Origin of the sequence: Streptomyces mutabilis, assembly GCF_046628145.1 — a bacterium.
Lineage (GTDB): Bacteria > Actinomycetota > Actinomycetes > Streptomycetales > Streptomycetaceae > Streptomyces > Streptomyces mutabilis.
Map to the genome: position 1 here is coordinate 435,501 of NZ_CP176874.1, position 26,329 is coordinate 461,829.

The 26,329-nt window shown below is 72.2% G+C and carries 25 protein-coding genes; 12 read left to right on the forward strand and 13 right to left on the reverse strand.

Features of this window, described 5'->3' with window-relative positions:
• Positions 1-133 precede the first annotated feature (133 nt).
• Positions 134-1,099: an amidohydrolase family protein gene (locus ACLIN4_RS01505; protein ID WP_289908003.1), complete on the reverse strand. Its 966-nt coding sequence runs from the start codon at positions 1,097-1,099 to the stop codon at positions 134-136.
• A 48-nt stretch (positions 1,100-1,147) separates the two neighbouring features.
• On the reverse strand, positions 1,148-1,708 hold the full coding sequence (locus ACLIN4_RS01510; protein WP_107477274.1) for a quercetin 2,3-dioxygenase: 561 nt from the start codon (positions 1,706-1,708) through the stop codon (positions 1,148-1,150).
• Between the two features lie 233 nt (positions 1,709-1,941).
• Here ACLIN4_RS01510 and ACLIN4_RS01515 point away from each other — a divergent pair, with 233 nt between their 5' ends.
• Positions 1,942-2,847, forward strand: coding sequence for a helix-turn-helix transcriptional regulator (locus ACLIN4_RS01515; RefSeq protein ID WP_107477273.1), 906 nt, complete (start codon positions 1,942-1,944; stop codon positions 2,845-2,847).
• Positions 2,848-2,912: 65 nt separating this feature from the next.
• Here ACLIN4_RS01515 and ACLIN4_RS01520 read toward each other — a convergent pair whose 3' ends face one another.
• Together ACLIN4_RS01520 and ACLIN4_RS01525 are read right to left on the reverse strand one after the other, a co-directional pair.
• Entirely contained in the window at positions 2,913-3,443 is a 531-nt protein-coding gene (locus ACLIN4_RS01520) for an SRPBCC family protein (protein ID WP_381913786.1), read from the reverse strand.
• A 208-nt stretch (positions 3,444-3,651) separates the two neighbouring features.
• On the reverse strand, positions 3,652-4,026 hold the full coding sequence (locus tag ACLIN4_RS01525) for a winged helix-turn-helix transcriptional regulator (RefSeq protein ID WP_100045014.1): 375 nt from the start codon (positions 4,024-4,026) through the stop codon (positions 3,652-3,654).
• Between the two features lie 97 nt (positions 4,027-4,123).
• Here ACLIN4_RS01525 and ACLIN4_RS01530 point away from each other — a divergent pair, with 97 nt between their 5' ends.
• The 8 genes from ACLIN4_RS01530 to ACLIN4_RS01565 all read left to right on the forward strand — a co-directional run bounded on the left by ACLIN4_RS01530 (position 4,124) and on the right by ACLIN4_RS01565 (position 12,079).
• A complete protein-coding gene (locus tag ACLIN4_RS01530) occupies positions 4,124-5,005 on the forward strand; it encodes an NAD(P)-dependent oxidoreductase (RefSeq protein ID WP_289907999.1) in 882 nt (293 codons plus the stop codon).
• A 351-nt stretch (positions 5,006-5,356) separates the two neighbouring features.
• The gene (locus tag ACLIN4_RS01535; protein WP_107477272.1) at positions 5,357-6,091 is read left to right on the forward strand and encodes a D-Ala-D-Ala carboxypeptidase family metallohydrolase; all 735 of its coding nucleotides are present in this window, start codon (positions 5,357-5,359) and stop codon (positions 6,089-6,091) included.
• A gap of 378 nt (positions 6,092-6,469) precedes the next feature.
• Complete coding sequence (locus ACLIN4_RS01540) at positions 6,470-7,663, forward strand: NAD(P)/FAD-dependent oxidoreductase (protein ID WP_411575414.1); 1,194 nt, start codon at positions 6,470-6,472, stop codon at positions 7,661-7,663.
• A gap of 10 nt (positions 7,664-7,673) precedes the next feature.
• Positions 7,674-8,612 carry a sigma-70 family RNA polymerase sigma factor gene (locus ACLIN4_RS01545; protein ID WP_289907996.1) on the forward strand — a complete coding sequence of 313 codons (939 nt, stop codon included), beginning with the start codon at positions 7,674-7,676 and terminating at the stop codon, positions 8,610-8,612.
• 132 nt (positions 8,613-8,744) lie between these two features.
• Complete coding sequence (locus ACLIN4_RS01550; protein ID WP_107479851.1) at positions 8,745-9,485, forward strand: class I SAM-dependent DNA methyltransferase; 741 nt, start codon at positions 8,745-8,747, stop codon at positions 9,483-9,485.
• A gap of 52 nt (positions 9,486-9,537) precedes the next feature.
• The gene (locus tag ACLIN4_RS01555) at positions 9,538-9,972 is read left to right on the forward strand and encodes a VOC family protein (RefSeq protein ID WP_107479852.1); all 435 of its coding nucleotides are present in this window, start codon (positions 9,538-9,540) and stop codon (positions 9,970-9,972) included.
• A gap of 381 nt (positions 9,973-10,353) precedes the next feature.
• Positions 10,354-11,217 (forward strand): alpha/beta hydrolase, encoded by an 864-nt coding sequence (locus ACLIN4_RS01560; RefSeq protein ID WP_179342719.1) that lies wholly within the window; start codon positions 10,354-10,356, stop codon positions 11,215-11,217.
• A 415-nt stretch (positions 11,218-11,632) separates the two neighbouring features.
• Entirely contained in the window at positions 11,633-12,079 is a 447-nt protein-coding gene (locus ACLIN4_RS01565) for a TIGR03618 family F420-dependent PPOX class oxidoreductase (protein ID WP_107479854.1), read from the forward strand.
• 225 nt (positions 12,080-12,304) lie between these two features.
• Here the strand turns inward: ACLIN4_RS01565 and ACLIN4_RS01570 are convergent, their stop codons facing one another.
• From ACLIN4_RS01570 to ACLIN4_RS01590, 5 genes are all read right to left on the reverse strand, one after another.
• Positions 12,305-12,766 (reverse strand): SRPBCC family protein, encoded by a 462-nt coding sequence (locus tag ACLIN4_RS01570; RefSeq protein WP_100045008.1) that lies wholly within the window; start codon positions 12,764-12,766, stop codon positions 12,305-12,307.
• Positions 12,767-13,092: 326 nt separating this feature from the next.
• The gene (locus ACLIN4_RS01575) at positions 13,093-13,698 is read right to left on the reverse strand and encodes a class I SAM-dependent methyltransferase (protein ID WP_411575415.1); all 606 of its coding nucleotides are present in this window, start codon (positions 13,696-13,698) and stop codon (positions 13,093-13,095) included.
• A gap of 123 nt (positions 13,699-13,821) precedes the next feature.
• Positions 13,822-14,715 carry a class I SAM-dependent methyltransferase gene (locus tag ACLIN4_RS01580; protein WP_289907990.1) on the reverse strand — a complete coding sequence of 298 codons (894 nt, stop codon included), beginning with the start codon at positions 14,713-14,715 and terminating at the stop codon, positions 13,822-13,824.
• A 157-nt stretch (positions 14,716-14,872) separates the two neighbouring features.
• Positions 14,873-15,460, reverse strand: coding sequence for a helix-turn-helix transcriptional regulator (locus ACLIN4_RS01585; RefSeq protein WP_107479860.1), 588 nt, complete (start codon positions 15,458-15,460; stop codon positions 14,873-14,875).
• 44 nt (positions 15,461-15,504) lie between these two features.
• On the reverse strand, positions 15,505-18,828 hold the full coding sequence (locus ACLIN4_RS01590; protein WP_411575416.1) for a BTAD domain-containing putative transcriptional regulator: 3,324 nt from the start codon (positions 18,826-18,828) through the stop codon (positions 15,505-15,507).
• Positions 18,829-18,999: 171 nt separating this feature from the next.
• Between ACLIN4_RS01590 and ACLIN4_RS01595 the strand changes: the two genes are divergently transcribed.
• The gene (locus tag ACLIN4_RS01595; RefSeq protein ID WP_411575417.1) at positions 19,000-20,022 is read left to right on the forward strand and encodes an NADP-dependent oxidoreductase; all 1,023 of its coding nucleotides are present in this window, start codon (positions 19,000-19,002) and stop codon (positions 20,020-20,022) included.
• A gap of 54 nt (positions 20,023-20,076) precedes the next feature.
• Here the strand turns inward: ACLIN4_RS01595 and ACLIN4_RS01600 are convergent, their stop codons facing one another.
• Genes ACLIN4_RS01600 through ACLIN4_RS01615 form a run of 4 tightly spaced genes read right to left on the reverse strand, consistent with a single transcriptional unit; the run spans position 20,077 to position 23,618 of the window.
• Entirely contained in the window at positions 20,077-21,090 is a 1,014-nt protein-coding gene (locus tag ACLIN4_RS01600; RefSeq protein WP_307653367.1) for a pyridoxal-phosphate dependent enzyme, read from the reverse strand.
• Entirely contained in the window at positions 21,011-22,063 is a 1,053-nt protein-coding gene (locus tag ACLIN4_RS01605) for a GHMP kinase (protein ID WP_411575418.1), read from the reverse strand. Before ACLIN4_RS01605 ends, ACLIN4_RS01600 begins: the two co-directional genes overlap by 80 nt.
• Positions 22,060-22,869: a Rossmann-like domain-containing protein gene (locus tag ACLIN4_RS01610; protein ID WP_107480279.1), complete on the reverse strand. Its 810-nt coding sequence runs from the start codon at positions 22,867-22,869 to the stop codon at positions 22,060-22,062. The genes ACLIN4_RS01605 and ACLIN4_RS01610 overlap by 4 nt, the downstream gene beginning before the upstream one ends.
• A complete protein-coding gene (locus ACLIN4_RS01615) occupies positions 22,866-23,618 on the reverse strand; it encodes a methyltransferase (protein WP_411575419.1) in 753 nt (250 codons plus the stop codon). Before ACLIN4_RS01615 ends, ACLIN4_RS01610 begins: the two co-directional genes overlap by 4 nt.
• A 509-nt stretch (positions 23,619-24,127) precedes the next feature.
• Between ACLIN4_RS01615 and ACLIN4_RS01620 the strand changes: the two genes are divergently transcribed.
• Positions 24,128-25,405: an MFS transporter gene (locus ACLIN4_RS01620; RefSeq protein WP_411576722.1), complete on the forward strand. Its 1,278-nt coding sequence runs from the start codon at positions 24,128-24,130 to the stop codon at positions 25,403-25,405.
• A gap of 20 nt (positions 25,406-25,425) precedes the next feature.
• Complete coding sequence (locus ACLIN4_RS01625; protein ID WP_289907983.1) at positions 25,426-26,217, forward strand: TauD/TfdA family dioxygenase; 792 nt, start codon at positions 25,426-25,428, stop codon at positions 26,215-26,217.
• The last annotated feature ends 112 nt before the right edge of the window (positions 26,218-26,329 follow it).

A 26,329-nucleotide genomic window follows, 5' to 3' on the forward strand; every position in this document is an offset into this window, starting at 1 on the left:
CGTCCGTCAGGCGAATCCGCTCCGTGCCGCCACGGCTCAGGCGCGGGTGGCGGAGCCGGGGCAGAACGCCCGGCTCCGGCCATGGCCGGAGCCGGGCGCGGCGGCGCTCCGGGCCGCGGTGGGACTGCTTCTCTCAGGCGGCCGTGCGGGGCAGGATGCGGTGGGCGTTGGCGGTGGTGAGCGCCCGCCAGCCGTCGGCGCCGTCGGGCGCCGGGGCGGTGTCGAGGCTAGCGACGTGCGCCTCGACGCTCGCGGCGGGGGTCCAGCAGTGGTCGCTGCCGTACAGCAGCCGGTCCGGGCCCACGAGTCCCAGCAGAGCGGGAAGCTGCCGGGGCAGGGCGGGCCCGGCGAGGTCGTAGTAGAGGCGGCCGAGCTGTTCGACGGCGCCGGGGGCCTCGGTGCCCGGTGGCATGAACATCTTCATGAACCCGTCGATACGGTCGGCCAGGACCGGCAGTGCGCCGCCGCAGTGCGGCACGATCACCGTCAGGCCGCGGTGCCGGTCCAGGGTGCCGGACATGAGCAGGTCGGTGACGGTGCGGGCGGTGTCGAAGACGAACTCGACCATCGGGCGGGGACGGCCGAGGGCGGACTGCTCCCAGCACACCGGTGAGGTCGGGTGCAGGAAGACGACGGCGCCGCGCCGGTCGAGTTCGGCCCACACCGGCTCCAGGTCCGGGTTGCCGAGGTAGGTGCCGTGGGTGTTGGTCTCCAGAGCCACGCCGTCGGCGTTCAGGGTGTCGTAGGCGTAGGTGATCTCCGCCAGCGCGCCGTCGACGTCCGGGAGGGGCAGCGAGGCGAACAGGCCGAACCGGCCGGGATGCTCGCGGACGGTGTCGGCGCCGGCCTCGTTGACCTCACGGGCCAGCCGGCGGGCTGCGTCGTCGTCGCCGAAGTGGACGCCCGGGGAGGAGATCGAGAGCATCGAGGTCTCCACGCCGCAGCGGTCCATCAGTTCCAGGTGCGCGGCAGCCGACCAGGTGGGCCAGGCGGGGACACCGTCGGGCAGTTCGTGACCGGCGGCCCGTGCCCGGCGTACGTAGGAGTCGGTGACGAAGTGGGCGTGGACGTCGAGGTAGCCGGGGGCTGCGGTGGTCACGCGGCTTTCCCTTCTGCGGCGGACGGACGGGAGTCGGGGCGACGGTGGTCAGTTGCCTGTGCGCCACTTGTGGTCGGGCAGGAAGTTCACGTCGTACTGCTGCGGCACGGTTGCGAACTTGTGCGGCTCGGGGACGTACGGCCGTTGGGGCACGGTGAGTTCGTCCGTGGGGGTGCCGAGGTTCTCGAAGAACCGCTCGAAGGTGCCGCCGGGGCCGGCGGCGACGCCGACGATCCGGCTGTGGTGGCGCTCGATGCGGTAGGCGTGCGGGCAGTTCTTCGGTACGAAGCCGAAGTCGCCCGCCGTGAGCAGCCTCTCGTACTGCTCGCCCTCCAGATCCTCGACGAACAGGCGCACCGCACCGTCCGTGATGTAGAAGACCTCGTAGGTGTCCGGGTGGGAGTGGGCCGGGATGACGTCCCCCTTGGGCCCCTCGCAGGTGAAGAAGTTGAAGGTGTTCTCGGTCTGCTCGCCGCCGGCATAGACGGTGAACATGTCCGTGAAGAGGTGGGCGCGGTCACCCATGCCCTTCTCGATGAAGTAGGGCTTGCCCGGCTCGGTGGGGATGTGGGAGCGCTCGCGGTAGCGGGTGGCGAACTCGATGGTCATGGTGGTCCTTGCTGATCGCGGGAATCGCGGAAACGCGCGGCGCACTCGGCCGGGGATGCCGCGGGAGCGACGGGACGCGGCCGTGGGCAGGCGCCCGCGGCACCGCGCGTCGTCGGGACGGCGTACCGGAAGCCGCAGGACCGGGACCCGTACGGCTCGTCCGCGGTCGCGCTTCCTTCCGCCCCAACCTAGGACCGCCACGACGGACTGATCCGCATACACTCGGGCACGCGATGAAGGAAAACGGACAGTTCGCGGCCGACCGTCGGCCGAGCGGAATCCCGAGGGTGCCGTACCGCCCGGCCCCGGGCAGACCTCCGGGCCTGGACGTCCTCGACCTGTCCGGGCTCGCCGCCCGTGCCGCCGAGCGGGAGCTGCCGCTGACCCTGCCCGCACGGCCCGCCTTCCATCTGATCGTCGCGGTGCGCGGCGGGCGGCTGGCGTGCTCGGTGGACTTCACCTCCTGCACCGCGGGGGCCGGCGACTGGCTGTGGGTGTGGCCCGGGCAGGTCCTCCAGTTCCCGGACGGGCCCGGGGACTGCGACGCCACCGTGCTGGTCTTCCCGACCGGCTTCCCCAGCGCCGCGACCGACGCCCTGATCCGCGACGGCGAGCACGCCCCGTACCGCCTCGTCTCGCCGGGCGCGGCGCGTCAGGCGGCCCTGCTCCGCTACCTCGACGCACTCGTCGAGGAGCACAAGGAGCTGCCCGGTCTGACGCTGGAGGCGTACATCGAGACGTTGCGCGACCTGCTCTCGGTGATCCTCATCCGGCTCGCCCACCTCGCCGACCCGCGGAAGCAGACGCGCTCCGCCGGCAGCGAGCCGTTCCACCTGTTCCGCCAGGCCGTCGAGGAGGGCTTCGGACGGACCCACCGGGTCGAGGACTACGCCGACCAGCTCGGATACAGCGCCCGCACGCTCACCCGGGCGACCCGGGCGGCCCTCGGGTGCGGCGCCAAGCGCTACATCGACGACCGGGTGCTCCTGGAGGCGAAACGCCTGCTCATCCACACGTCCCTGCCGCCCGCCGCGATCAGCGAACGCATCGGCTTCGCCTACCCGACGGTGTTCAGCGCCTTCTTCCGCCAGCACACCGGGATGACGCCGACCGAGTTCCGGTCCCTGACGAAGCCCTGAACCGGCGACGGGTCACGCCGCGCTGTGACCGGCCGTCCTGGCGATCCACTCGATGGGAAGGGGTCTCACACGCCTTCTTCGGCCAGCGCCTTGATGCCGCGAAGGGTGGCCTCCATCCCCGCGCGCAACTCCTTCATGCGGAAGGCGATGACCTCCTCCTCCCGGTCCGGCCAGCGCTCGAGGGCCAGCGTGACTCCGCTGCGGCCCGGCCCTACGAGGACCGACTGCCGCAGCCTGGTGCCCCCGCCCTCGGACTCGAGTTCGTAGCGCCAGGACGCCATGGGCCCGGCCGGGTCCAGCGTCGGTTCTCCATATCGGCCGTCCGCATCCATGACGGCCCAGGCGAACACCCGCTGCTCGTCCAGCTCGACCACCTGAGAGACGGTCCGCCACTCACCGAGCTGCTGGTGGTGGTTGTAGCCCGCGAAGCGGGCACCCACTGAGGGCCGCTCCGCGCCACCGAGCCATTCGACCCGCCGCAGCTCCGGGCTGAGCCGGGCGGGCAGACGTATGTCCGTCACCAGTTCCCAGACCCGCGGCACGGCCGCCTCGACTTGGACATCGCAATGTACGGTCGGACCGTCGGAGAATCGCACGTCGCCCCCTCAATGCCAGGTCGCCCGATCATTCACGACTTGCTTTCACGTACGCAACCGGCACGGGCACGCACGAGGCACGGCTTCGATCCGTTCGTACCGGGCTGCGAGGTCGACGTGCCGGGGTCCCGGTTGTGAGGCTGTGTGTCCGACCGTCACGCGCGCGTCGCGGCTCGGACGATCGCCGTCGGGGCGGCCGGCCGTCCGCTCACCCCGTCACCGGTGCCGGGCCGTGCTGTGCCGGTCGGGCGGTGAGCCGCTCGCGTCCCCAGACGGCCAGCGGCTCGAGCGCGTCGTTGAGGCGCGTGCCGTCCTCCGTCAGCGAGTACTCGACGCGCGGCGGCACCTCGTCGTAGGAGACACGACGCACGATCCCGTCCGCCTCCATCTCACGCAGGTGGGAGGCGAGCACCTTCTCGGTGATGCCCGGAATCAGTCGGCGCAGCTCGCCGAAGCGGCGGTAGGGATGCTCGTGCAGTGCCCAGAGGATCAGCACCTTCCACTTGCCGCCGATGACCTCCATCGCGGTGTCGATCCCGCAGACGTGCCCGTCTGGCGCACCCGGCCGGTTCAGCGTCGTCATGCCCCACCCCTCGTGACGTGCTCACTCACCCCAGGGTAACCACCCACTCGAAAGTGCGTACTTGATCGACTTCGCGTCTCGGACCAGCCTGATCCGCATGACGAAGCACACCGTTGAGAAGACCTCCCTCACGCTGCTGGGCCTCGGCGCGATGGGGACCGCTCTGGCCCGTACCTGGCTCGCCGCCGGTCACCGGCTCACGGTCTGGAACCGCAACCCGGCCCGCGCCGCGGCGCTCGCCGCCGAGGGGGCCCTGGTCGCGGACAGCGCCGCCGAGGCGGTCGCGGCCAACACCCTCGTCGTCGTCTGCCTGCTCGACGACGCGTCAGTCGGTGAGGTCCTGGCCGGCAGCGACCTGACCGGCAAGGACCTGGTCAACCTGACCACCGGCACGCCCGCCCAGGCCCGCGCCCGTGACGAGTGGGCCCGCGAACGCGGCGCCCGCTACCTGGACGGCGGAATCATGGCTGTCCCTCCGATGATCGGTGTCCCGGAGGCCGGCGGCTACGTCTTCTACAGCGGCTCGCCGCAGCTGTTCGAGCGGCACCGGGAGACGCTGGGCGTCCCGGTCGGCACCACCTACGTCGGAGAGGACGCGGGCTTCGCGGCTCTCCACGACGTGGCGCTTCTCAGCGCCATGTACGGGATGTTCGCCGGTGCCGCCCACGCCTTCGCGCTGATCCGCAAGGAGGACATCGACCCCGTCTCGTTCGCGCCGCTGCTGGCCGACTGGCTGGTCGCGATGGCCCCGGGGGTTCACCAGACCGCCGACCAGCTGCAGAGCGGTGACTACACCAAGGGTGTCGTGTCCAATCTCGCCATGCAGGTGGCCGGCACACCGACCTTCCTGAGCACCGCCGAACAGCAGGGCGTCAGCACGGAACTGCTCGATCCGTACTTCGAGTTGATGCGCCGACGCCTGTCGGAGGGAAGCGGCGAGGAGGACCTGACAGGTGTGATCGACCTGCTGGCGCGCTGACTGGGCGGCACGCGTGTGCTCGGCTCCGGCACGTGGATCACCGTCGACGACGCGCGCCGGCCGAGGACCGGACGGTACCGATGAAGTCGAACCGGCAGGTCTGCACGCAGACGCCGGCCGCAGGCGCGGCGCTGGACGCGCTGCCCGTCCGGCGGTGGGCACTGCCCCCGGCCGACCAGCGGGGCCTCCATCGGAGGTTCCCGCGCGGCCTGCAGGGCCTTCGGTCGCGCAGGCCGACCCCACAGGGTTCCCGACCGTCGACTCGACTTCACCGGGGCGCCATTGACGCGCGTAGCTCGTTGCCGCACGCTGGGCTCCGGTTGTTGTCGACTCAACGGTCGGGAGGCCGGGATGTTCAGACGCGCGTCACGCCTGCTCCTCTCCTTTGTCATGCTCATGGCTGGTGCAGCGGTCGGGGTCAGCACCACCGCCGGCACAGCGCACGCCGACTCCTGCTACACCTGGAACCGCACCCTCTCCCAGGGGTCCTCCGGCAGCGACGTCACCCAGCTCCAGATCCGGGTCGCCGGCTGGGTGACCTCCGGAGAGCGGCTCTCCTACGACGGCCAGTACGGCGCGCGGACCGCCGCAGCCGTCAAGAAGTTCCAGGCCGCGTACGGACTGAGCGCGGACGGCGTCGCCGGCCCCGCGACCTTCAGCAAGATCTACGCCCTCCAGGACGCGGACTGCACGCCCGTCCACTTCAGCTACGCCGAACTCAACAAGTGCAACTCGGACTGGTCCGGCGGCGCGGTCTCCGCGACCACCGCCAAGGCGAACGCCCTCAAGACCATGTGGAAGCTGGAGGCGATGCGCCACGCCCTCGGCGACGTCCCGATCACCATCTCCAGCGGCTTCCGCTCCCGCGCCTGCAACAACGCGGTGGGCGGCTCCGCCACCAGCCGACACCTCTACGGCGACGCGGCGGACCTCGTCGGCTCACCGTCCCTGTGCCGGCTCGCCCAGCAGTCCAGGACGCACGGCTTCTCGGAGATCCTCGGCCCGGGCTACCCCGGCCACAACGACCACACCCACGTCGCCTTCGACCCGTCACCGTACTGGTCGGCTCCCACCTGCGGCATCTGACGGCACCCACGGCGCAGGCCCGCGTGACGGTGGAGGTGTCGAGCCTTCACCGGCCACGCGGGCCTTCGCGCCCCACCGCAGACTCACGCCGGAACCGGCGGACGGCGGACGGCGGACGGCGGACGGCGGACGGGCAAGTGGACGCACCGCTGCCTCGCGAGGCCAAGACCCGCTCCGGGCCGCGCGCCCGGGTCCCATGCGCTCGCGATCACACGCCCGTTCGGCAGCGCCACCCGCGCTTGAACGTTTCAACCATCAACCTCCACTTTAGGGAGAGACTGACACTGGAAAACGGTGACTCACGTCACACCCGACTCCTGTCAGCAATCGGGGCGCCGTCTCGTTCAGGGGGCACGCGAACGAGACAGGAGCGCTGTCATGAAGCACCGCATAGTCGTCCTCGGCGCCGGATACGCCGGAGCCTTCGCCGCCGGCAACCTGGCCCGCAGGCTCTCCCCCGCCGACACCGAGATCACCGTCGTCAACGCCGTGCCCGACTTCGTCGAGCGGATGCGCCTCCACCAGCTCGCCGTCGGCCAGGACGTCGCGTTCCCCAAGCTCGCCGACGTCTTCGCGGGCACCGGGGTACACCTGCGCCTCGCCCGCGTCACCGGCATCGACCCCGGGCGCGGTTCCGTCGCCGTGACCGGCGAGGACGGTGACGGCGAGATCGGGTACGACACGCTGCTCTACGCGCTGGGCAGCTCCGTGGCCCACCACGACGTCCCCGGCGTGGCCGAGTACGCCTACGACGTGGCCGGCCGGCCCTCGGCCCTGCGGTTGCGCGAGCGCCTGACCGGCCTGGGCGAGGGTGGCACCGTGCTGGTCGTCGGCGAGGGACTGACCGGTATCGAGACCGCCACCGAGTTCGCCGAGTCACGGCCCGACCTCTCGGTCTCGCTCGCCGCCTGCGGCGAGCTGGGCGCCTGGCTCTCCCCGAAGGCCCGCCGCCACCTGCGCCAGGCCTTCGACCGGCTCGGCGTCACCGTCCACGAACACACCCGCGTCACCGCCGTGGAGCCGGCACGCGTGCTCACCGCCGCCGGGACGACCGTCCCGGCCGACGTCACCGTGTGGTCGGCCGGGTTCGCCGTGCATCCGCTCGCGGCCGCCGGCGGCCTGGAGGTGGCCGAGACCGGCCAGATCGTCGTCGACCGCACCATGCGCTCGGTCTCCCACCCGGACGTCTACGCCGCCGGTGACTGCGCCTACGCGATCGGCGACAACGGACGCCCACTGCCGATGTCCTGCGCCTCGGCCGGCTTCACCAACATGCAGGCGACCGCCGCGATCATCGCGCGCCTGACGGGCGGCGGCATTCCGACCACCGGGCTGAAGTACTACGGCAACCACATCAGCCTCGGGCGGCGGGACGCGATCTTCCAGATGGTGGACGGGGACGTCCGCTCGAAGTCCTGGTACCTGGGCGGCCGGACCGCCGCGCGGCTCAAGGCGGGCGTGCTCAAGGGGGCCGCGTTCGGCATCGCCCACCCCACCTTCGGCGTGCCGAAGCGCAGGCGCCGCCTGGCCGCCACGGACGACCGGTCCGGTACGAGGGTCGCCGCCGCCTAGGCTGTGCCGCATGGACAGCGCAGCCATCGATCGGTTCGAGGCCAGCCGGGGCAGGCTGGCCTCGCTCGCGTACCGTCTGCTCGGCTCGGCCGCCGACGCCGAGGACGCCGTTCAGGACACGTTCCTGCGCTGGCAGGCCGCGGACCGCGAACGGGTGGAGGTCCCGGAAGCATGGCTGACCAAGGTCCTCACCAACCTGTGCCTCGACCGGCTCCGCTCGGCTCGGGCACGGCACGAGCGTGCCGCCGGTGCCTGGTTGCCCGAGCCGCTCCTCGAGGGCGACCCGATGCTCGACCCCGCCGACACCTTCGAGCAGCGCGAATCGGTGTCCTTGGCCGTACTGACCCTGATGGAGCGGCTCTCGCCGGTCGAGCGGGCCGTGTACGTCCTGCGTGAGGCGTTCTCCTACAGCCACGCCGAGATCGCCGGGATTCTCGACATCACCGAGTCCGCGAGCCAGCAGCACGCCCACCGGGCCCGGGCCCGGGTCACCGCCGAGCGCCGCCGCGGCGGCGAGCCCGACCCCGCGGCCGCGCGCCGGGTGGTGGAGGAGTTCCTGGCTGCCGCCACGTCGGGGCGCACCGAGCGGCTGGTGGCACTGCTCACCGACGACGTGACGGCGGTCTCGGACGGCGCCGGACTGGCCAGGCGGCTGCTGCGGTACACGACGCGCGAGCGCGTCGCCTCCTTCGTCCGGGCCGGCTTCAAGCCCACGGCGGCGAAGCGTCGGCTGGCCGGCGGCTCACCCGCGTTCCACATCGCGCTGGTCAACGGCTCCCCGGCCGTCATCGCCGTGGTCGAGGACCGGGTCGTGGGCGCCGTGGCGTTCGGGGTCAGCGACGGCAGGGTCTCATCGCTGCACGGGATCGCCGCCGCGGACCGGCTGGCGCGTCTCGGCGAGGCCTGGCGGCGGCACGAACCCGACGTGCCGGTCATCGACGCGTGGTGACCGGAGCCACCCGAGTGCGGTGAACCGACGGCCGTGTCCCGGCAGTGGCGGACGCGGACGCCCCGTCGGCGCCCCGGCGAAAGGAAAAAATGCGTCGACAACGCCCCGCCGTACCCGGCAGAGTGGCCGCCCGTGACGAGCAGCGAACTGTGGACCCGTGAGACCGCCGACCGCTACGACGCCGAGGAGACCGAGATGTCCTCGGCCGCCGTCCTCGGTCCGACTCTCGACTTCCTCGCCGGACTCGCCGGAGACGGCCGGGCCTTGGAGTTCGCGATCGGGACGGGACGCGTGGGCGTCCCGCTCAGGGAGCGCGGCGTCCCGGTCGTGGGCATCGAACTGTCCGAGCACATGGCCGCCGTCCTGCGGCACAAGGTCGACGAGGACGCGCTTCCGGTGGCGATGGGAGACATGGCCACCACCACCGTCCCCGGCGACTTCTCCCTGGTCTATCTCGTCTACAACACCATCACCAACCTGCTCACGCAGGACGAACAGGTCGAGTGCTTCCGCAACGCCGCACGCCATCTGCGGCCCGGCGGCCGATTCGTCATCGAACTGGGCGTGCCGCCACTGCGGTGCCTGCCTCCCGGGCAGGTCGCGGTGCCGTTCGACGTATCCGAGCGCCACCTCGGCTTCGACACCTTCGACCTCGTCGAACAGATCCTCACCTCGCACCACTTCACCCGCGACGGCGACGACGGCCGCTATCGCCGCGGCAACTCGCGGCACCGGTACGCCTGGCCGGCGGAGCTCGACCTGATGGCTCGCATCGCCGGACTCGAACTGGAACGTCGGGTCGCGGACTGGGACGGGGCGCCGTTCACGCAGGAGTCCGCGAAGCACATCTCGGTGTGGCGCAAGCCGGTCTGAGGTCGCCATCGGGCCGCGGGCCACCTCGGAACCCCGTTGCTATGGTGGCCCGATGCCATCGGTCAAGCAGGTCCAAGTCACCTTCGACTGCGCGTCTCCCGAGCGGGTCGGTCGCTTCTGGTGCGAGGTACTGGGGTACGTCCCGCCGCCGCCCCCGGAGGGGTTCGCCACGTGGGACGATTTCAATCGCTCGCTGCCGCCGGAGAAGCGGGACGCGTGGTTCGTGGCCAGTGACCCCTCAGGTGTGGGCCCGCGACTGTACTTCCAGCGCGTTCCCGAGGGGAAGGTCGTCAAGAACCGGGTGCATCTCGATGTACGGGCCGGTACCGGACTCGTGGGTGAGGAGCGCGTGGCCGCGCTCGAAGCCGAATGCGCGCGACTGGTCGCGCTCGGCGGGGTGCGCGTGCGGCTGCTGACCGCCGACGAGGAGAACGAGTCGTGCCTGGTGATGCAGGACGTCGAGGGCAACGAGTTCTGCCTCGACTGACCCTCCTCCTGGATACCGAGGCGGCCGAGTCGACGGGGCTTCCCCGCGTCCAGGGGAGCCGGCCGCGGATCCGGTCGGGTGCGGGCGGGGCCCGGCCCGACCGGGCTTCACTCACCGCCCCCCAGGGATAGCGGGCCCCGCCCCCCCCGGGGGGGGTGGGCGGGACCCGCGGCCGGTGGGCGCTACCGCCGGGGTCGAGCGATCGACGGTCCAGGCCAGCAGGATGGCGAGCGGCATCATCAGCCAGGTGAGAGCGCTCGAGCGGACCGCGCGAAGGGACGGCCCAGAACCGGTTGCACCGATGATCTACGGCTACGTAGGCTCCATGTCGTATCGGGCAGCTGTTCGCCGCCCACGGGGGGCCAGAAAGTGAGTAGACCTATGCAGCCGACGTTCGTACTGGTGCACGGAGCCTTCGCGAACTCCTTCTCCTTCGCACCGCTCCAGGCCGAACTCGGCCTTCTGGGACACCGCTCGGTCGCCGTCGACCTCCCCGGCCACGGGTTCATGGCGACCTACTCCCACGCCTATCAGGCGCCGCAGGATCTCGTCGGTCTCGCCACCGCGCCGGGCTCCATCAAGGGAGTCACGCTCGCCGACAACGTCGCCCATCTCATCGGCATCCTGGAACGGGCCAAGGAGAACGGGCCGGTGATCCTCGTCGCGCACAGCCGTGGCGGTGTCACCGCCACCGCCGCGGCCAACGCACGCCCGGACCTCATCGACCGCGTCGTCTACGTTTCCGCCTGGTGCCCGGTCGACCTGGACGTCAACGACTATTACGCCGAACCGGAGATGGCCACGGTCGACGCCGCTTCGCTCGGCCTGGCGATGGTCGGGAACCCGGCCGAACTCGGGCTGTTGCGCGTCAACTTCCGCACCGCCGACCGTGACGCCCTCGCGGCGCTCAAAGCCGCCTTCCTCGCCGACGGCACGGAGGAGGAGTTCCTGACCTTCCTCAACACCTTCCAGCCGGACGAGAACCTCGACGTCGGCACCTCCGCCGACCGCGCGCAGGCAGCGACCTGGGGCCGCGTCCCGAAGACCTTCGTACGCCTCGCCGACGACGCGAGCATGCCCCTCGCCATGCAGGACCGACTGATCCGCGAGGGCAACACGCTGACACCGGACAACCCGTACGACGTCCGCACCCTCGACGGCAGCCACCTGAAGTGGCTTGTCGCCCCTGGACCGGCGGCCCTCGTCCTCGCGGAGCTCGCCGCGCTCACCGCTCCCAGGAGTTGACCGTCCGGCGACCTTGCCGCCTCCCCGAGCGCATCCACCGGTGCGGGTTCGGCGTGGCTCCGGCGAGCGCGCACCCCGCCATCGGCTGACTGTCGCCGACTTGGGGCAAGAGCACGTTCACCCCCAAGTACGTCACCTTCTCCGACGGTTTGCTCGGCGATCCGGTCGGCGTCGACGTCTCCTGAACCCGCCCCGCCGCACGGACCTCGCCGGGACAACGCCCTGGCGGGGCCTCGAAGTACGGCAGCGCGGCCGTCCACCACGACGCCGTCGCTCAGCACAACCCGGGGTGCCAGCAGGTGTGTTCCGTGGGCGAATCCGTCCCGGTGCGGCGGTCGCTCACCGCGGTGCAGGACGGCAGCGCCGGCCGCCCACTCGCCTTCGCTCCGTCGATCATGGTTGATAACCTCCCCGGATGAGTGCAACCTTCGACGATGCCGTCCGCGCCCGGCTGCAGGCCCCCAATATCTGGTACGTCGGTACTGTGTTCGCCGACGGAGCACCGCAGGTCAGCCCGATGTGGGTGGATCTGGAGGGAGAGGGTGAGCTGACGTTCAACACGTCGGTGGGCCGGGTGAAGGAAGAGAATCTGCGCCGCGATCCCCGCGTGTATCTCTCGCACGCGGACGCCGCCGATCCCTTCGACCGAGTACAGATCAGCGGGGTGGTGGCCCGCTTCGTCGAGGGCCAGGAGGCACACGACCGGATGGACCGGCTGGCCCGTAAGTACCTGGGCAGCGAACGATTCGAGTGGATCATGCCGGGGGAACGACGAGTCGCGGTGATCGTGCGTCCGGTCAAGGTGCGGCACATCGTCGGGGTGGAGCGGTTCCGGCCCGGTGGTCCCCGTCCCGCTCCCTGACGGTCGGCGTGGTCGTCATCGGCCCCGCTGTCGGCGGGCTCCTTCGGGAGGATGACCGGCGTCCGCTGGGATGCGTGGGATCGTTGCTGGTCCGCCGTGCGCGTCGCCGACCTCGACGTACTCCGCTGCTACGCCCTGCGCCCCTGACATCCCCGACCGGGGACTCGTGCCGGACTTCGAGCGTGCCGGCAGGGGCAGTTGTCGGAGCGTGCACCTCGTCGGCGGTCAGTCACCCGGCCTGATGCGCCCGCGCCAGGCTCCGGTCTCGCCGCCGCGGCCCTCGATGTACTCCTTGAAGCGCTGCATGTCGCCCTTCACCCGCCGGTCGATCACTCCCAGCATGTCACCGGTCTTCTCCGCGATGCCCGTGGGCTCGACGTCCATGACGAGCTCGACTCGGGTGTGCGTGTCGTCCAGCCGCTGGAAGTTGACCGTGCCCTTCTGCCTGCTGTCACCCGTGGTGGTGCGCCAGGTGATCCGCTCGTCGGGGAGCTGGTCGACGATCTCGGTCTCGAACTCGCGCTTCACCCCGCTGACCGTGGTGGTCCAGTGGTTGCGGCGCTCATCGAGCTGCCTGACTTCCTCCACTCCCTCCATGAACTGCGGGAACTCCTCGAACTGCGTCCACTGGTTGTAGGCGGTGTGCACAGGAACTCCGACTTCCACCGCTTCCTTGACCGTGCTCATCCGACAACCTTCCTCTCTGCTGGGTTCGTCACAGCGGTCGCCGAGACCAGGTCGCGGCCTCGGCTTGCCGACGCGAGTACCCGAGGACCACTCAGATAACGTCCGATCAGCGATGTTCATCGCGCGCCCCGGCCGGGACCGCTCCAACACCCCTGCGTCGAAGGTGCCCGCCCGGCCGCACGATGCGCCCTCGAAGGAGTCCGCGGCGGCATGGGCGCCCGTGCCCGGGGCTCGTCGAACGCCGAGGTGAGCAGCGTGGCGGCCGGGCGCGCCCCGGTAGTGCTTCGTGAAGCAGCTCCGGGGCCGCTCCGGCTTCCCTCTCGGCGTCAGCGCCGATGGACGCTGACCGCGTAACCGCCGCCGTCGTAGGGGTCGGCGTCCCAGGTGGCGAAGCGGTCGGTGAGCGTGAGGCCGGCCTCGGCGCAGTGGGCGTCGTAATCCGCCAGCGTGAGGCTCGGAGGCACGGGGAGATGCTCTTGGTCCAGGCCGAAACCGGCGACGAGCAGGCCACCCGGGCGCAGTGCCTGGGCCAGCCTCGCGGCGACGGCGGACTCCGTGCCCGGCGCGAGGAGCGGGAAGACGTTGCCTGCCGCGATGACGAGGTCGAAGCCGGAACCGACGCCCGCGGCGTCTGGGTCGAAGTCTGCGAGGTCGGCCTGCAGCCAGGTCAGCCGTGGCGCGTTGCGACGTGCCACGGCCAGCATGGAAGCGTCCTGGTCCACGCCCACCCCGTCGTAGCCGAGCTGGGCGAGTTGGATCAGGACCCGCCCGGTGCCGCAGCCGGCGTCCAGCACCCGTGCACCGGGAGGCACCAGCGTGGCGCACAAGCGCGCCTCGCCGTGGACGTCCTGTCCGCGTTCGGCGAGTTCGGCGAATCGGGCGGCGTACTCCTCACCCGACCTGCCACCGGTCAGCTGCTCCCATCGGTTCATGGTGGCAACCCTAATGTGACGGCCTGCCCGTACGGCGCGGACGCCCCCGCCTCCGGTCCGCCCGCCGGTACCGGCTCAGGCCGGTGCTCGCTCGGTCGCGGCAGGCGCGCCCTCCGGGCCGGTTCAGGCGCGGCGGGCGGCCCAGACGGTGCGCTCGGTGCGTACGGCGAGATCGTCGCGGCGCAGGATGCTGTGCGGGCCGTCCGTGTCGAGAAGCGCGTCGAGCGCGGCGAGGTCCTCAGGACCGAGTGCGGGTGCCGCGACGCCGCGGATGCGCTGGAGGCTGCCGTGGGCGTAGCGACCGATCGCTTCGCTGCGCCCGCCTTCGATGTGCACGGTGATGGTGCGCTCGGCCTCGACGGCGAACCCGGCCGCGGTCAGCATCGGGCCCCAGTCGGCGCCGCGGTGCGGGACGTGCTCGGCGTGGAAGCTGTCGGCCGCGGCATGGGCGCGCGCTTCGAGGCCGGGCCGGTCCTCGGGCGCGTCCGCGGGCAGGAAGCGGGGGAAGCCCGCGAGTTCGACGACGGCGAACAGGCCGCCGGGAGCGAGCAGGTCGCGGACGTCGGCCAGGACGCGGGCGGGGTCGGCCATGTGGTGCATCGAGGCCGAGGCCCACACCAGGTCCGGTGTGCCGAGGTCGGGCCAGTGGTCGGTGTCGAGGTCTGCCTGCACGGTCCGTACGCGCCTCTCGACGCCGCGGGCGCAGGCCTTCTCGCGCAGAAGCTGGAGGTGCCCGGCCGAGGTGTCGACGGCGGTTGTGTGCGCGTCCGGGAAGCGCTCGAGGAGAGCGAAGGTGCCCGCTCCCGTGCCGCAGCCCAGGTCGACGATCTGGCTCGGCTCGTTCCTCAGCGGCAGCCAGGCGGTGATGGACGCTATGTGCTCGGCGAGCACTTCGGCGTCGAGGTCGAGGATCTCCGCCTGGCCGGCGTCACCGTGCTCGCGGTGGCCACGATGGCCGTGGTCGGGGTGGTGGCCGTCTTCTCCCTGGTGGGAGGCGTGCCGATGCGTTCGGGTCATGACGACACCGTAAGCCGGTCATGCGCACGCCGCACGGATTCTTGCGCAATACGCAATACGTTGGCCGGGCGTGCTGCCCGCCGCGCAACATCAGCCACTGCACCGTGGTCTGAGCCGCGGGCACGGCCCGCTGTTCGCAGGAACCCCGGGCACTTCCTCAGTCGGCTTCGGCACCGTCGGCGCCGGCGTCCTTCTGGTGGCCGCGGCGGGCGTCGCGGTCGAAGATCCCCAAGATCTCGCACGGTCCCCCTTCCGCGCCGATGGCGTGCGGCATCATCGTGGGAAACTCGGCGGCCTGGTTGGTCTCGATGCGAAGGCGCCGGTGGCCGAGCATCAGGACGGCGGTGCCGGACAGCACCACGAGCCATTCGCGGCCCGGGTGGGCGCGCATGCGGGCGGGATTGTCCGGCGGCGGCTCGGTCATCCTCTGACGCACCACGCTCATACCGGGGTCACCCTTCACGGGCCAGCGCATCAGACCATGGGCGCCGTCGATCATCGGGCTGATGACGACGTCGTCGGCGGCGTTCTCCACGAGCTGGTCCAAGGTGGTGTCCAGGGCGCGGGCGAGGGTCACGAGCTGATCCAGGGCGAGTCGTCGTCGGCCGTTCTCGATGCGGCTCAGAGAGGACTGGCTGATGTTGGCTCGGGAGGACAGCTCCTCCAGCGACCAGCCCTGTGCGACACGCAGCGCGCGGATCCGTTTGCGTACGAGGCTGTCCAGCTGACCGTCTTCTTGCGTCATGTGCAACATGCTATGCCGGTGATGCAAAACGGGGGTCGGCACCGTCACCCTTCACCGGGCCCGTCGAGCAGGTGGATCTGGTGGTTCGCCGTGAGGCCCCGTCCGCGGTCGAACGCGGCGGCGAACGCGTCCTCGCCCAGCTCATCGCGAACGCGGGCCGTGGCCCGGTCCACGTCGGCGCGTTCACTCCCGGGGAGAGGCGCGTGCACGGATTCCCGGACGGCGGCGGCCGTCCCGAGCAGCGACGCGGCGTGGTCCATGTGCCCGGCGACGGCCCGGGCCCCCGCCAGTCCTTCGAGGGCGAGCGCCAGGGCGCGTGGGTCGCCCGTCGCGCGGGCCGCCGCGAGGCCCTCCCGGTGCAGCTTCTCGGCGAGTTCCGCGTCTCCTCGCTGCTCGGCGACGTAACCGAGTTGGGCGAGGATCAGGGCTTCGCCGGAGGCCACACAGAGGCGGCGATTCCACTCCAGCCAGGGATGAAGGCGGGCTTCGGCGGCATCCAGGTCGCCGCGTCGGCGGGCGCCCAGCGCCAGTCCTGTCGCGGCGAACTGCTCGGCCGGGCGGTGCGACTGCTCCGCGGCGAGGCGCCGGGCGCGCTCGTGCAGCTCAGTCGCCCGCGCGTCGTCGCCGGTGAGCAGGGCGACGCGGCCCAGCCTGGCCAGCCGGAAGGAGACCTGCGTCCAGAGCTGGAGTTCCTCCGCGCTGCGCAGACCGTGCCGGTGCAGGCGTGCCGCGCCCTCGTAGTCGCCGGCGATCTCGGCGAGTATCCCCAGCTGTTCCGACGCCTGCAGGCTGCCCCAGAGGTCACCCAGCTCGGCGAAGAGGTCCGCGCTGCTCTCCGCGTTCCTCCGCAGGGCCGCGAGGTCGCCCTCGTAGACGGCCGACGTGGCACGGGTGCTGAGGGCTGCGGCCTCGCCCCAGCGGTCGCCTGCGGCCCGGAACTCGGCCGGCAGTACATCGAGTTCACGGGCGGGCGGGGCGGAGAAGCCGCACCGGGCGAGCACCAGGAGCCACCTGCCCCGCGCGTCGGCACTCTCGAAGGTGTCGTCGAGGTGTGTGTCGTCCCCGGTGAGCAGGGCGAACGCGGCCCGTCTGACGCGGGCGCCGGCGCGGGCCGCGCCGTGGCTGTCCGGGGCGGACGTGCCATGGGACGGGCTCCGCCGCGGAGACGTCTCTCGGGGCGCGCCGCCCGTTCCGCCGTCGTGGGCGTACTCCGTCCCCGGATGCCCGGTGCCCTCCAGCGCGCGTCCGAGGGAGCGGACGGCCTCACCGATCCGGCCGCGCAGGTACCAGTACCACGCCTGTGCGTTGACCAGGCGAAGGGCGAGGTCGACGGCGCCGTCCGTCACCGCGTGGTCCAGCGCGGCACGCAGGTTGAGCGTCTCGGCGTCGAGGACGCGCAGCCAGTGACGCTGGTCGCGGCCGTGCAGCCGGGCTGCCGCGTGCTCGGCCATGTCGGTGCAGTGGCGGGCGTGTCGCCCTCTGAGTTCCTTGGTCTCGCCCGCCTCGTCGAGCCGTTCCGACGCATAGGCGGTGACCGACTCGAGCATCCGGAAGCGGGGGCCGTCGCCGTCGGGCGCGGCGAAGACCAGGGAACGGTCGACGAGCCGGGTGACGAGGTCGATCATGTCGTCCGCGGCGATGTTCTCCTGGCCCCTTGTCGCGGCGGGCGGGTCTGCGCACACCCGCTCGGCGGCGTGCAGCGTGAAACCACCGGCGAACACAGCCAGTCGGCGCAGGACGATCCGCTCGGACGGGGAGAGGAGTTCCCAGCTCCAGTCGATCACCGCGCGCAGCGTGTGTTGGCGTGCCGGGGCGTCGCGACGCCTCTGGTTGAGCAGGCGGAAGCGGTCGTGCAGACGGTCGGCCAAGGCGTGCACACCGAGGGTCCGTACGCGGGCGGCGGCCAGTTCCAGGGCCAGGGGTATCCCGTCGAGGCGGCGGCAGATCAGGGCGACGGCCTCGTGCGTCTCCGGGGTCAGGGCGAAGCCGGGAGCGGTGGCGGCGGCACGCGCCGCGAACAGTGCCATCGCCTCTTGGCCTGCCAACGGGTCAACGGGGTGGAGCGTCTCCCCGGAGACGGCCAGCGGCTCCCGGCCGGTGGCGAGGATGCGGAGCCGGGGAGCCCTGCGGAGCAGGTGATCGGCGAACACGGCCACCTGCTCCACGAGGTGTTCGCAGTTGTCCAGGACGAGCAGCAGCCGGCGCTGTGCGATCGCGTCCGCCAGCCGGTCCACGGGCGTGCCCCCGCCGTGTGGACGGCCCGCCGTACGACCCGCGTCGTCGTCGCGCATACCGAGTACGCCTGCCACTGTCTCGTCGACGCCACCGCTGGTGCCGCCGAGTTCCACGAGCCATACACCGTCGGCGCCCACAGCGTCGGTGTCCTGCTCCGGCGCCGGTGCGGGCGGGTCATCGGCCGGTTCCGCCAGGTGCAAAGCCGCCGCGAGCGCGATCCTGGTCTTGCCGACGCCGCCGGGCCCGGTGAGGGTGACCAGGCGGTTCTCACGGACCAGCGCGCACACCCGCGCCACCTCTTCGCGCCGGCCGACCAAGGAACTGACCGGCGTCGGCAGGTTCGTCCGGGGGCGGGCGCTGGTGGTGGCGGGCGCGGTGGCCGGCGCCAGCCCGGGGTCCTGCCGCAGAATCGCCAGGTGCAGTGCGGCGAGTTCGGCGTCCGGGTCGATGCCCAGGTCGTCGGCGAACCGGCGCTCGAGATCCCGGTAGGTGTCGAGCGCCTCGCTCTGCCGGCCGGTCCGGTAGAGGGCGAGCATCTGAGCCGCCCGCAGCCGCCGGCGCAGCGGGTGCGCGGCGACCAGATCCCCCAACTCGTCGGCCAGGAGGCTGTGCTCTCCGAGTTCCAGTCGCAGCTCGGCCAGATCCTCCTGTGCGGTCAGGCGCTGCTCCTCCAGGCGGGCGATCGCCGGCTGCGCGAAAGGCTCGTCCCGCACGTCGGTGAACGCCGTCCCACGCCACAGCCCGAGCGCCTCCGACAGCAGTGACACCTTGGCGCGTGGGTCGGCCGCCGTCCGGGCCCGTGCCGTCATTCCCTCGAACCGGGCGGAGTCGACCGCCTCCTCGGGCACCCGCAGCGCGTACCCCGCCGGGCCGTGTTCCACGAGCGCCCGCCCGTCGGCCCCGCCCTTCGTCAGGGCGCGCCGCAGCTGGGAGACCTTGGTCTGCAAGGTGTTCGCGGGGTTGCCGGGCGGCGACCGGTCCCACAGGTCGTGTATCAACCGGTCCACCGGCACCGGACGTCCATGGTGTATCAGCAGGTCGGCCAGGAGCGCTCGAACCTTCACCTCCGGTACGGGCACAGGCTCCCCGTCGCTCGTACGGACCACCAGCGGACCCAGCACCTCGAAACGCATGACCGTCACGCTAACGCGTGGGCCGTGGGCGGTCGTGCGCATTCCGTCAGTGGTCCGTGCGCGGGCGGTCGCATCGTGTTTCCCGTGATCGAGAGCGATCACCGCCGGGCACCGCGAGGCCGTCCTGTCGCATCGCGCCACCCGCCGTCCGCACCGGAAGGAATCAGCTCCGTGAACTCCACCCGCTCCGCCACACCCCTGTCCCGCGAAGTCCGGCTCGCCTCCCGTCCCGTCGGCGAGCCGACGCCGGAGAACTTCCAGCTGGTCACCACCCAGGTGCCCGAGCCGGGTGAGGGACAGATCGTGGTCCGCAACACGTGGATGTCCGTGGACCCCTACATGCGCGGCCGCATGGACGACGCCCCCTCCTACATTCCTCCCTTCGCTCTCGGTGCCGCCCTCGACGGCGGGGCCGTCGGTGAGGTGATCGCCTCCCGGGCCGGGTCGGTACCGGTCGGGGCGACCGTCTCCCACTTCCTGGGCTGGCGTGAACACGCGGTCCTCGACGCGGCGGCGGCAACCGTCGCCGACACCGCGCCCGCGCCGGCGCCCGCGTACCTCGGACCGTTGGGCACCACGGGGCTGACCGCGTACGCGGCACTCACCCGTACCGCGCCGGTGCGCGAGGGCGATGTCGTCTTCGTCTCCGCCGCGGCCGGGGCGGTCGGCAGCGTCGCCGGGCAACTGGCCCGGCAGCTGGGCGCCTCCCGGGTGATCGGTTCGGCCGGCGGACCGCGCAAGACCAGGACGCTTCTCGACGCGTTCGGTTTCGACGCGGCGATCGATCACCGCCAGGGCGGCTTGCCCGAACAGCTCGCGCAAGCCGCCCCCGACGGCATCGACGTCTACCTCGACGCCGTGGGCGGCGACCACCTGGAGGCGGCGATCGGTGCGATGCGCACCGGCGGGCGCATCGCCATGGTCGGCGCGATCAGCGGGTACAACGCCACCGCGCCGGCCCCGGGCCCCCACAACCTTTTCCAGGCCGCCGCCCGCGAGGTCACCTTGCGCGGCATGCTCGTCACCAGCCATCTCGACCTCTTCCCCGAATGGCTCGGGAAGGCGGCGGCCTGGCTCGCGGACGGCACTCTGCACACCGAGCAGACCGTCGTCGACGGCATCGAGAACGCCCCCGACGCCTTCGTCGCCATGATGCGGGGCGCCAACACGGGCAAGATGCTGGTCCGGCTGTGAGACAGCGACGGCGCGCCGTGCCGGGCGCGGCGCGGCGCCGCCTTCCGTCACCGGCTACCTGAGGACCGCTGCCCCGGGAGCGGGCGAGCCGTTCCAGTTCAGGCGCGACCACGGCAGAGCGAGTTCGTCCGTGCCGGACACCTGACGGGGTGCCAGGTCCTCCACCCGCGCCGCCTCCGTGTGCCGGACGAAGACGGTGTCGACGTAGCGGTGACCGGTGTCGGCGGCGATGAACACAGCCGTCCGCTCGGGCTCCTCACCGCGTTCCCAGCGGGCGGCGAGGTAGGCGGCGCCGCTGGACAGGCCGGCGAAGACGGCGTGCCGGCGCAGCAGGTCGACGCTTCCGGCGAGGGCGGCGTCGAAGGCGAGCCAGTGGACGGTGTCGTAGAGGTCGTGGCGCACGTTGCCGAAAGGGATGGAACTGCCGATGCCGGCGATGATGATCTCCGGGTCGGCGACGTGGTCGCTGCCGAAGGTCACGCTGCCGAACGGCTGGACGCCGACGAGTCGCACATCGACGGAACGTTTGCGCAGGTAGTGGGCGAGGGCGCCGGTGGAGGCACCTGATCCCACTCCGCCGACGAGGGTCAGGGACCCGGCGCCGGTCTCCTCCTGGATCCGTTCGGCCACGGCCTCGTAGCCGAGGTAGTGGACGTCGTCGTGGTACTGGCGCATCCAGTGGTAGTCGGGGTGTTCACGCAGGATCTCCCGGACGCGGGCGACGCGGCGGCTCTGGTCCAGCTTGAGGTCCGTGCTGGGCTGCATCTGCTCCAGGTGCGCGCCGAGGACGTCGAGTTGGGTGCGCAGGGTGTGGTCGACGGTGGTGGAGCCGACGATGTGGCAGTGCATGCCGTAACGGTGGCAGGCCAGGGCGAGGGCGTAGGCGTAGATGCCGCTGGAGCTGTCGATGAGGGTGTCGCCGCGCCGTACGGTTCCGGTGTCGAGGAGGTGGCGTACGGCGGCCAGGGCGGAGACGACCTTCATCGTCTCAAACCGCAGGCAGACGAGTGAGTCGTCGAGGCGTATCAGGTCCGGTCGGCCGATGGCTTCCGAGATGTGTCCGTCCACGGGGGAACTCCTCGCTGGTGGGGGTCGCGAAGGTGGTGAAGGTCCGGGTCGACGCGATGCCTTCGCGCTCCAGGGCGCGGGCGCAACGGCGCAGCCGGCGCCTCAGGCCGGGAACGCGGGGGTCGAAGAGGATGCCGGCGACATTGCCGCTGTGGGCGATCTGCACCCCGACGGCACCCACGCTGTCGGCGATGCCGGTGAGTGCCGGGAACTCCTGGTGCCGCAGGACGCGTTGCCGCAGGCGGGCGCTGGCCGTGCTCACCCTGCCGAGCAGGGCCGTGTCGGCATCGGTCACCGCCCGGCGCAGCATCCGGCGCAGGTGCTCGTACGCGGTGAGGTCGCCGTCCTGGACGAGGACCGGCAGGGCGAGGGTGTCGACCGGTTCGCTTCCGCCGAGCGCACACCCGACCACCACCGCGGGCGGCAGTGCGGAGCCCAGGGCTTCGAGGACGCGGCCCTCCCGTTGGGCGAAGAGCAACGGACGGGAGCCGTGCATCAGCGGGTCGCTGGCGCCCTCGGCGCGCACCGCGAGCCGGGCGATGGTCTCCGGTGGCAGGAGCAGACCCCACGAGTCGGCGACCGCGCGCACCGTGGCGATGACGTCGCTGGTGGACGAGCCCATACCGAGTCCGACGGGGAGGTCACCGGTGAGGGTCAGTTCCCCGCCGCACGGTTCCTCACCGAGGCGCGCCGAGCACTCCCGCATCGCGAGGACGGCCGCCGTCCGGGCCTTCGACCGGCCGTCGGGCGTCACCGTCACCTCGTCGGGTGAACTGCCGGGCCGATGGACGAAGCCGGCCGTGCTGCCCCGGCCGGTCATCGGCAGGGTGACCAGACCGTGGCAGGGGTGGCGCCGTTCGTCGAGGAAGACGCCTTGGAGGATCTCGCCGTGATGGCAGGCGGCGTGTCCGGTGCCCGCCGTCCCACGGGCCGCGGCGTCCGGCGGCATCGGCCGGCGGGTGGCTGACGTCATGCGCCGGCCGCCGCACGGTAGCGGTACAGGGTCGTGGGTTCGGCGCTGAACTGGGAGAAGGGGAAGGGTTCCGCGGACAGGGCGGTCACGCCCGCCCCGAGGAACGCGCGTGCCACGGCGCTGCCCGTCTGGGCGTAGACCACCAGGGGCACCTCGCGCTCGCGGCAACGGGCCAGGACGGTGTCGAAGCTGCCGTTGCCGAGGGTCATGCCGGTGGCGACCACGGCGTCGGCGGTGTCGAGGAGTTCGTGCATGTCGTCGGTGACCGGGTCGCCCCACTGGGTGGTGCGGAGGTTGAAGTCGCAGAGCAGGGGCGCACCGCCGCGCTCGCGGATGGCCGCGACGAGCGGGTTGACCACGCCGATCAGACCGACGCGCGCACCGGCCTCGATGTCCAGGAGCCCGGCGATGGCCGCGTCCCGGGCTCGGGCACGGGTCTCGGGTGCTCCCGCGGGCAGGGTGACCGGTTCCGCCTCGGCCGCCTCCCGGTGCGGCCGGACCGCGCTCAGGTAGGCGTCGAGTGCGGCGGTCCGCAGCGGGCGGGGCGCGTCGCGCAGCAGGGTGTCGAGGGGGGCTCCGGAGGCGTCGCGGCACAGGGACGGGTCGACCTCGCCCGCCTCGAAGGCGCAGCCGCCGAACGAACCGCCCAGGCGGACGAGGACGTACTGGTTGAGGTAGGTGGTGTCGCCACCGGCCAGTCGGGTTCCGTGGTGCACCCAGAACACGCTGGTGGCCACCAGTTCGGAGGGAGGGGGCCCGTGATCGCCGTTCAGTACGCCGGCCAGGAGTTCGTCGGTGTTCTTCATCGTCGTCCTCCGGAACGGGGCACGTCATGGGTGATGCGGAACAGGAAGGTCAGCACGCCGTCCCGCCAGTCGTGGAGGTGGTCGATCCGGGGGCGGATCCCGTGGTCGACGGCGTGCTGCACGAGGGCACGCAGGTCCGCGGTGTTGGAGGCGATGAGGTGGATCTCGCCGCCGGGCGCGAGGAGGTCCTTCTCCGCGATCTGGGCGAAGAACTTCGCGATCAGCGGTGCGCCCACACAGACGTTGCGTACGACGTCGGGGTCGTCGCTGACGGTCTGGCTGACGGCGGGCGGGTTGAAGGTGACGACGTCCAGCCGGACTCCGTCCGGGAGGGCGTCGAAGACGTCGCTCACGACGGGGAGGAACGCGGTGTCCGGGCGCTCTCCGACGAGGCGCCGGTAGTGGCCGGTGGTCGCGGCCACGCTCTCCGGGTGGACGTCGATCGCGTGGATCTCGCGGGCGCCCCGGATGCCCGCTGTCACGGCCTCGACGCCGAGGCCGACGCCCATGGCGGCGTAACGGCGGCCGCGGGTCTCGATGCGGCCGTCGAGCAGCCGTTCGTGGATCAGGCGGCTGGTCCAGCCGGGTATGAAGACGCCTGGCGGAACGTCGAAGGTCCATCCGTTCCATTCGTAGGAGCGGGTGGTGTGCAGGTCGCCCTTCGGCTGGTTCAGGGCGATGATCCGGTCCGCGGGCAGCGGTGGGGGCAACTGCTCGAGAAGAGCGGGGCCGGTCGTGTTCCGGTCCATTCGTGGGTTCCTTCCTGGTCAGTGACGGATCGTCGGGTGTGCGGGGTGGTCAGGTCCCCTCCGGCCGGGCCGGTGACGGGTGGCCGTCCGCCTGCCGCCCGCCCGGAGGAGCCGGCGGCGGCCCCGTCACGGTCGTCGCGCGTCCGCCCGCCCGGAGGAGTCGGCGGGCTCCACGGCCGACGAGGAGCGTGCGGGCGTCAGCGCGAGGGCCGGCGGACGTACTCCCGGGGCGTGCGGGGCGGCGCATGGACCCTCCGGTGGACAGCACAAGGACGGCTCACGCCGTGGAACCGGCGGGCCGACAGCACACTAATGGAAATGATTGTCATTGCGGTAGTCTGTTGCCGACGCACCGCCACCTCGCTCGCCCGCCCCGCGCCGACGACCGGTGGCGCCACCCATCCCCCGGGCCGGTCAAGGCCGTTGAGGCCACATCGCGTCCGGCCCGTCGACCCCGCACACGACAGGAGCGCGCCATCGTGCCCACCCCATCCGCCCCGCCCGACGCCGTGGAGGCCTGGCCCGAAAGGCGGCGCACGATCCTGCTCGACCTCGCCTTCCTCCGCCTCTGGACGGGCGCCACGGCGTCGGGCCTGGCCACCTGGGCCCTGCCGTTCGTGCTCGGTCTCGCGGTCCTCGACCGGACACTCACCGCCACCGACCTCGGACTGCTGCTCGCCGCCCGAACCGCGGGATTCCTCGCCGCGGTGCCCTTGGCCGGCGTGCTGGCCGACCGGCACTCCCGCCGGGGCGTCGTCCTGTGGGCGGGGCTCGCCGCCGGTGCCGCCTCCCCCGTGCTCGCCGCCGGACTGGACCGCTCGGTGCTGCTGATGGCCACGGCCGCCGTGGTGGCCGGCGCGGGACAGGGCGCCTGCCGTCCCGCCTACCAGGCCCTGACCGCCGAGGTGGTGGAAGCCGATCGCAGGCAGCAGGCCAACGCCGCCATGACCCTGGCCGTGCGGGCCACCACGCTCGTGGGACCCTCGCTGGCCGCGCTGCTCGCCGTGTTCCTGGACACCTGGGCGCTGCTGGTGGGCGTCGGGCTGCTCTGGCTCGTCGCCGCGTGCGTCCCCGGACGCGGCGCGCGGCCCGGCACCGCCGACATCGCGCCGGAGCCCTCGGCCGGTACGGGCAGGGCCTCGTTCCTCACCGAGTTCGCCGACGGCATCCGCGAGGCCCGAAGGCACCCGTGGTTCCTCGCCGGCCTGGGCGCGCTGACCGCCGTCATAGCCACCGGCTACTCCGCGACCGGCGTCGCCCTCCCCATGGTCAGCAGGGACGAGTACGGCACCGAGGTCGTCCTCGCGGGCGCGATGACCGCCTACACCGCCGGAGCACTGGCCGGTGCCGTGCTCATCGCCCGCTGGCGCCCCCGCTCCCCGGGCCGGGCCGCCCTGGCCGGCCTCGCCGCGTACGGATTCGCGCCGCTCAGCCTCGTGTTCCCCGTGCACCCTGTCGTCGTGATGGCCGCCTACGCCGTCGCGGGCATCGGCATCGAGCTGTTCAACGTGCCGTGGTTCACCGCCGCCCAGCGCGAGGTGGCCCCGGACAAGCTGGCCCGGGTCTCCTCCCTGGACTTCCTGCTCTCCTACGGCCTCGCCCCGGTCGGACTCGCCGTCATCGCCCCCGCCATCGACGTCTTCGGTGCCACGGCGGTCCTCGCGGGCTGCGCGGTCGTCTGTTTCGCGGCACCGGCCGCCGCGGCTCTCGTCCCCAGCACCCGCACGTTCTCCCACCCGCCCGCGACGACGACCACCGAACGGCGTGGGAAGGACCCTTTCCGCTGATGGAGGAGCAGCCTGGAGCCATGCACGCACCCGTTCACTCCCAGGGTCCGCACGAGCGCCCCGCCGGCGCGGGCGTCACTCCGCGGCGTGTCCCGCTCGGCAGGGTCGACGAGGCACGCGCATCACTGTCCCGTGACGGGGCGGTGATCCTCACCGGCCACGAGAACACGTCCGACGCCCTTGTGGTCGCCGCGGCCCAGCTCATCGGCGACCGCCTCCGCGAGCTGTACCCGCACCGGGTACGCACCTCGCGCGACGGCACTCCCGTGCATCTGCACGCCGACGGCTTCGACCTCGTCGTCGACATCGGCGGGGTCCCCCGACGGCGGCGCCATCCCGACGAGGACCACGTCCTGGTCCAGTGCGTCCGCCCGGCTCCCCACGCCGGCGACTCCTTCGCGCTGGACGCCTACGCCTTCGTGGACGACCTGGCCTCCGGCGACCCCGGGCTGAGCGCCTTCCTCACCGGCTCCGACGTCGACCTGTACGGCGCCTGGGCGGGCCTGCGAGGGCTCCCGGCCACTCCCCGGGTCGGGCGGCACGTGGAGTTCACTCGCACCGGACGGCGCATCGTGCGGCGCACGGACGGGGCCGTACCGATTCACCGCGACCCGGACACCGAACGGATCCGCGCCCACCTCGCCCGCTTCCGCGACGCCGTGCACGCCGCCGAGGCATCACTGCCCCGCTTCCGGCTCGACGCGGGTGACATCCTGGTTCTCGACAACTACCGCTGCTGGCACGGGCGGGACGGGCACACCGGGGAACGCACCGTCCGCATCCTCACGGCACGCAGCTCGGACGCGGACTGAGACGCGTCCGGGGCCGGAGGTCTCCGTGCCCGCGGCACGGCAGCAGGCGACGCCCGGCCCGGCAGACGTGACCGGTGCCGCCTCCCCCGACGTGAGGCCCGGGGACAGGCCG

What these genes read in the sequence shown, in the direction of transcription:
- ACLIN4_RS01555 (WP_107479852.1), top strand. Translation starts at nt 9,538, where the DNA reads ATGCCATCGGTCAAGCAGGTCCAAGTCACCTTCGACTGCGCGTCTCCC.
- ACLIN4_RS01515 (WP_107477273.1), top strand. Translation starts at nt 1,942, where the DNA reads ATGAAGGAAAACGGACAGTTCGCGGCCGACCGTCGGCCGAGCGGAATC.
- ACLIN4_RS01580 (WP_289907990.1), bottom strand. Translation starts at nt 14,715, where the DNA reads ATGACCCGAACGCATCGGCACGCCTCCCACCAGGGAGAAGACGGCCAC.
- ACLIN4_RS01585 (WP_107479860.1), bottom strand. Translation starts at nt 15,460, where the DNA reads ATGACGCAAGAAGACGGTCAGCTGGACAGCCTCGTACGCAAACGGATC.
- ACLIN4_RS01570 (WP_100045008.1), bottom strand. Translation starts at nt 12,766, where the DNA reads ATGAGCACGGTCAAGGAAGCGGTGGAAGTCGGAGTTCCTGTGCACACC.
- ACLIN4_RS01615 (WP_411575419.1), bottom strand. Translation starts at nt 23,618, where the DNA reads ATGGACCGGAACACGACCGGCCCCGCTCTTCTCGAGCAGTTGCCCCCA.
- ACLIN4_RS01610 (WP_107480279.1), bottom strand. Translation starts at nt 22,869, where the DNA reads ATGAAGAACACCGACGAACTCCTGGCCGGCGTACTGAACGGCGATCAC.
- ACLIN4_RS01565 (WP_107479854.1), top strand. Translation starts at nt 11,633, where the DNA reads ATGAGTGCAACCTTCGACGATGCCGTCCGCGCCCGGCTGCAGGCCCCC.
- ACLIN4_RS01545 (WP_289907996.1), top strand. Translation starts at nt 7,674, where the DNA reads ATGGACAGCGCAGCCATCGATCGGTTCGAGGCCAGCCGGGGCAGGCTG.
- ACLIN4_RS01575 (WP_411575415.1), bottom strand. Translation starts at nt 13,698, where the DNA reads ATGAACCGATGGGAGCAGCTGACCGGTGGCAGGTCGGGTGAGGAGTAC.
- ACLIN4_RS01605 (WP_411575418.1), bottom strand. Translation starts at nt 22,063, where the DNA reads ATGACGTCAGCCACCCGCCGGCCGATGCCGCCGGACGCCGCGGCCCGT.
- ACLIN4_RS01535 (WP_107477272.1), top strand. Translation starts at nt 5,357, where the DNA reads ATGTTCAGACGCGCGTCACGCCTGCTCCTCTCCTTTGTCATGCTCATG.
- ACLIN4_RS01540 (WP_411575414.1), top strand. Translation starts at nt 6,470, where the DNA reads ATGAAGCACCGCATAGTCGTCCTCGGCGCCGGATACGCCGGAGCCTTC.
- ACLIN4_RS01510 (WP_107477274.1), bottom strand. Translation starts at nt 1,708, where the DNA reads ATGACCATCGAGTTCGCCACCCGCTACCGCGAGCGCTCCCACATCCCC.
- ACLIN4_RS01590 (WP_411575416.1), bottom strand. Translation starts at nt 18,828, where the DNA reads ATGCGTTTCGAGGTGCTGGGTCCGCTGGTGGTCCGTACGAGCGACGGG.
- ACLIN4_RS01525 (WP_100045014.1), bottom strand. Translation starts at nt 4,026, where the DNA reads ATGACGACGCTGAACCGGCCGGGTGCGCCAGACGGGCACGTCTGCGGG.
- ACLIN4_RS01530 (WP_289907999.1), top strand. Translation starts at nt 4,124, where the DNA reads ATGACGAAGCACACCGTTGAGAAGACCTCCCTCACGCTGCTGGGCCTC.
- ACLIN4_RS01560 (WP_179342719.1), top strand. Translation starts at nt 10,354, where the DNA reads ATGCAGCCGACGTTCGTACTGGTGCACGGAGCCTTCGCGAACTCCTTC.
- ACLIN4_RS01625 (WP_289907983.1), top strand. Translation starts at nt 25,426, where the DNA reads ATGCACGCACCCGTTCACTCCCAGGGTCCGCACGAGCGCCCCGCCGGC.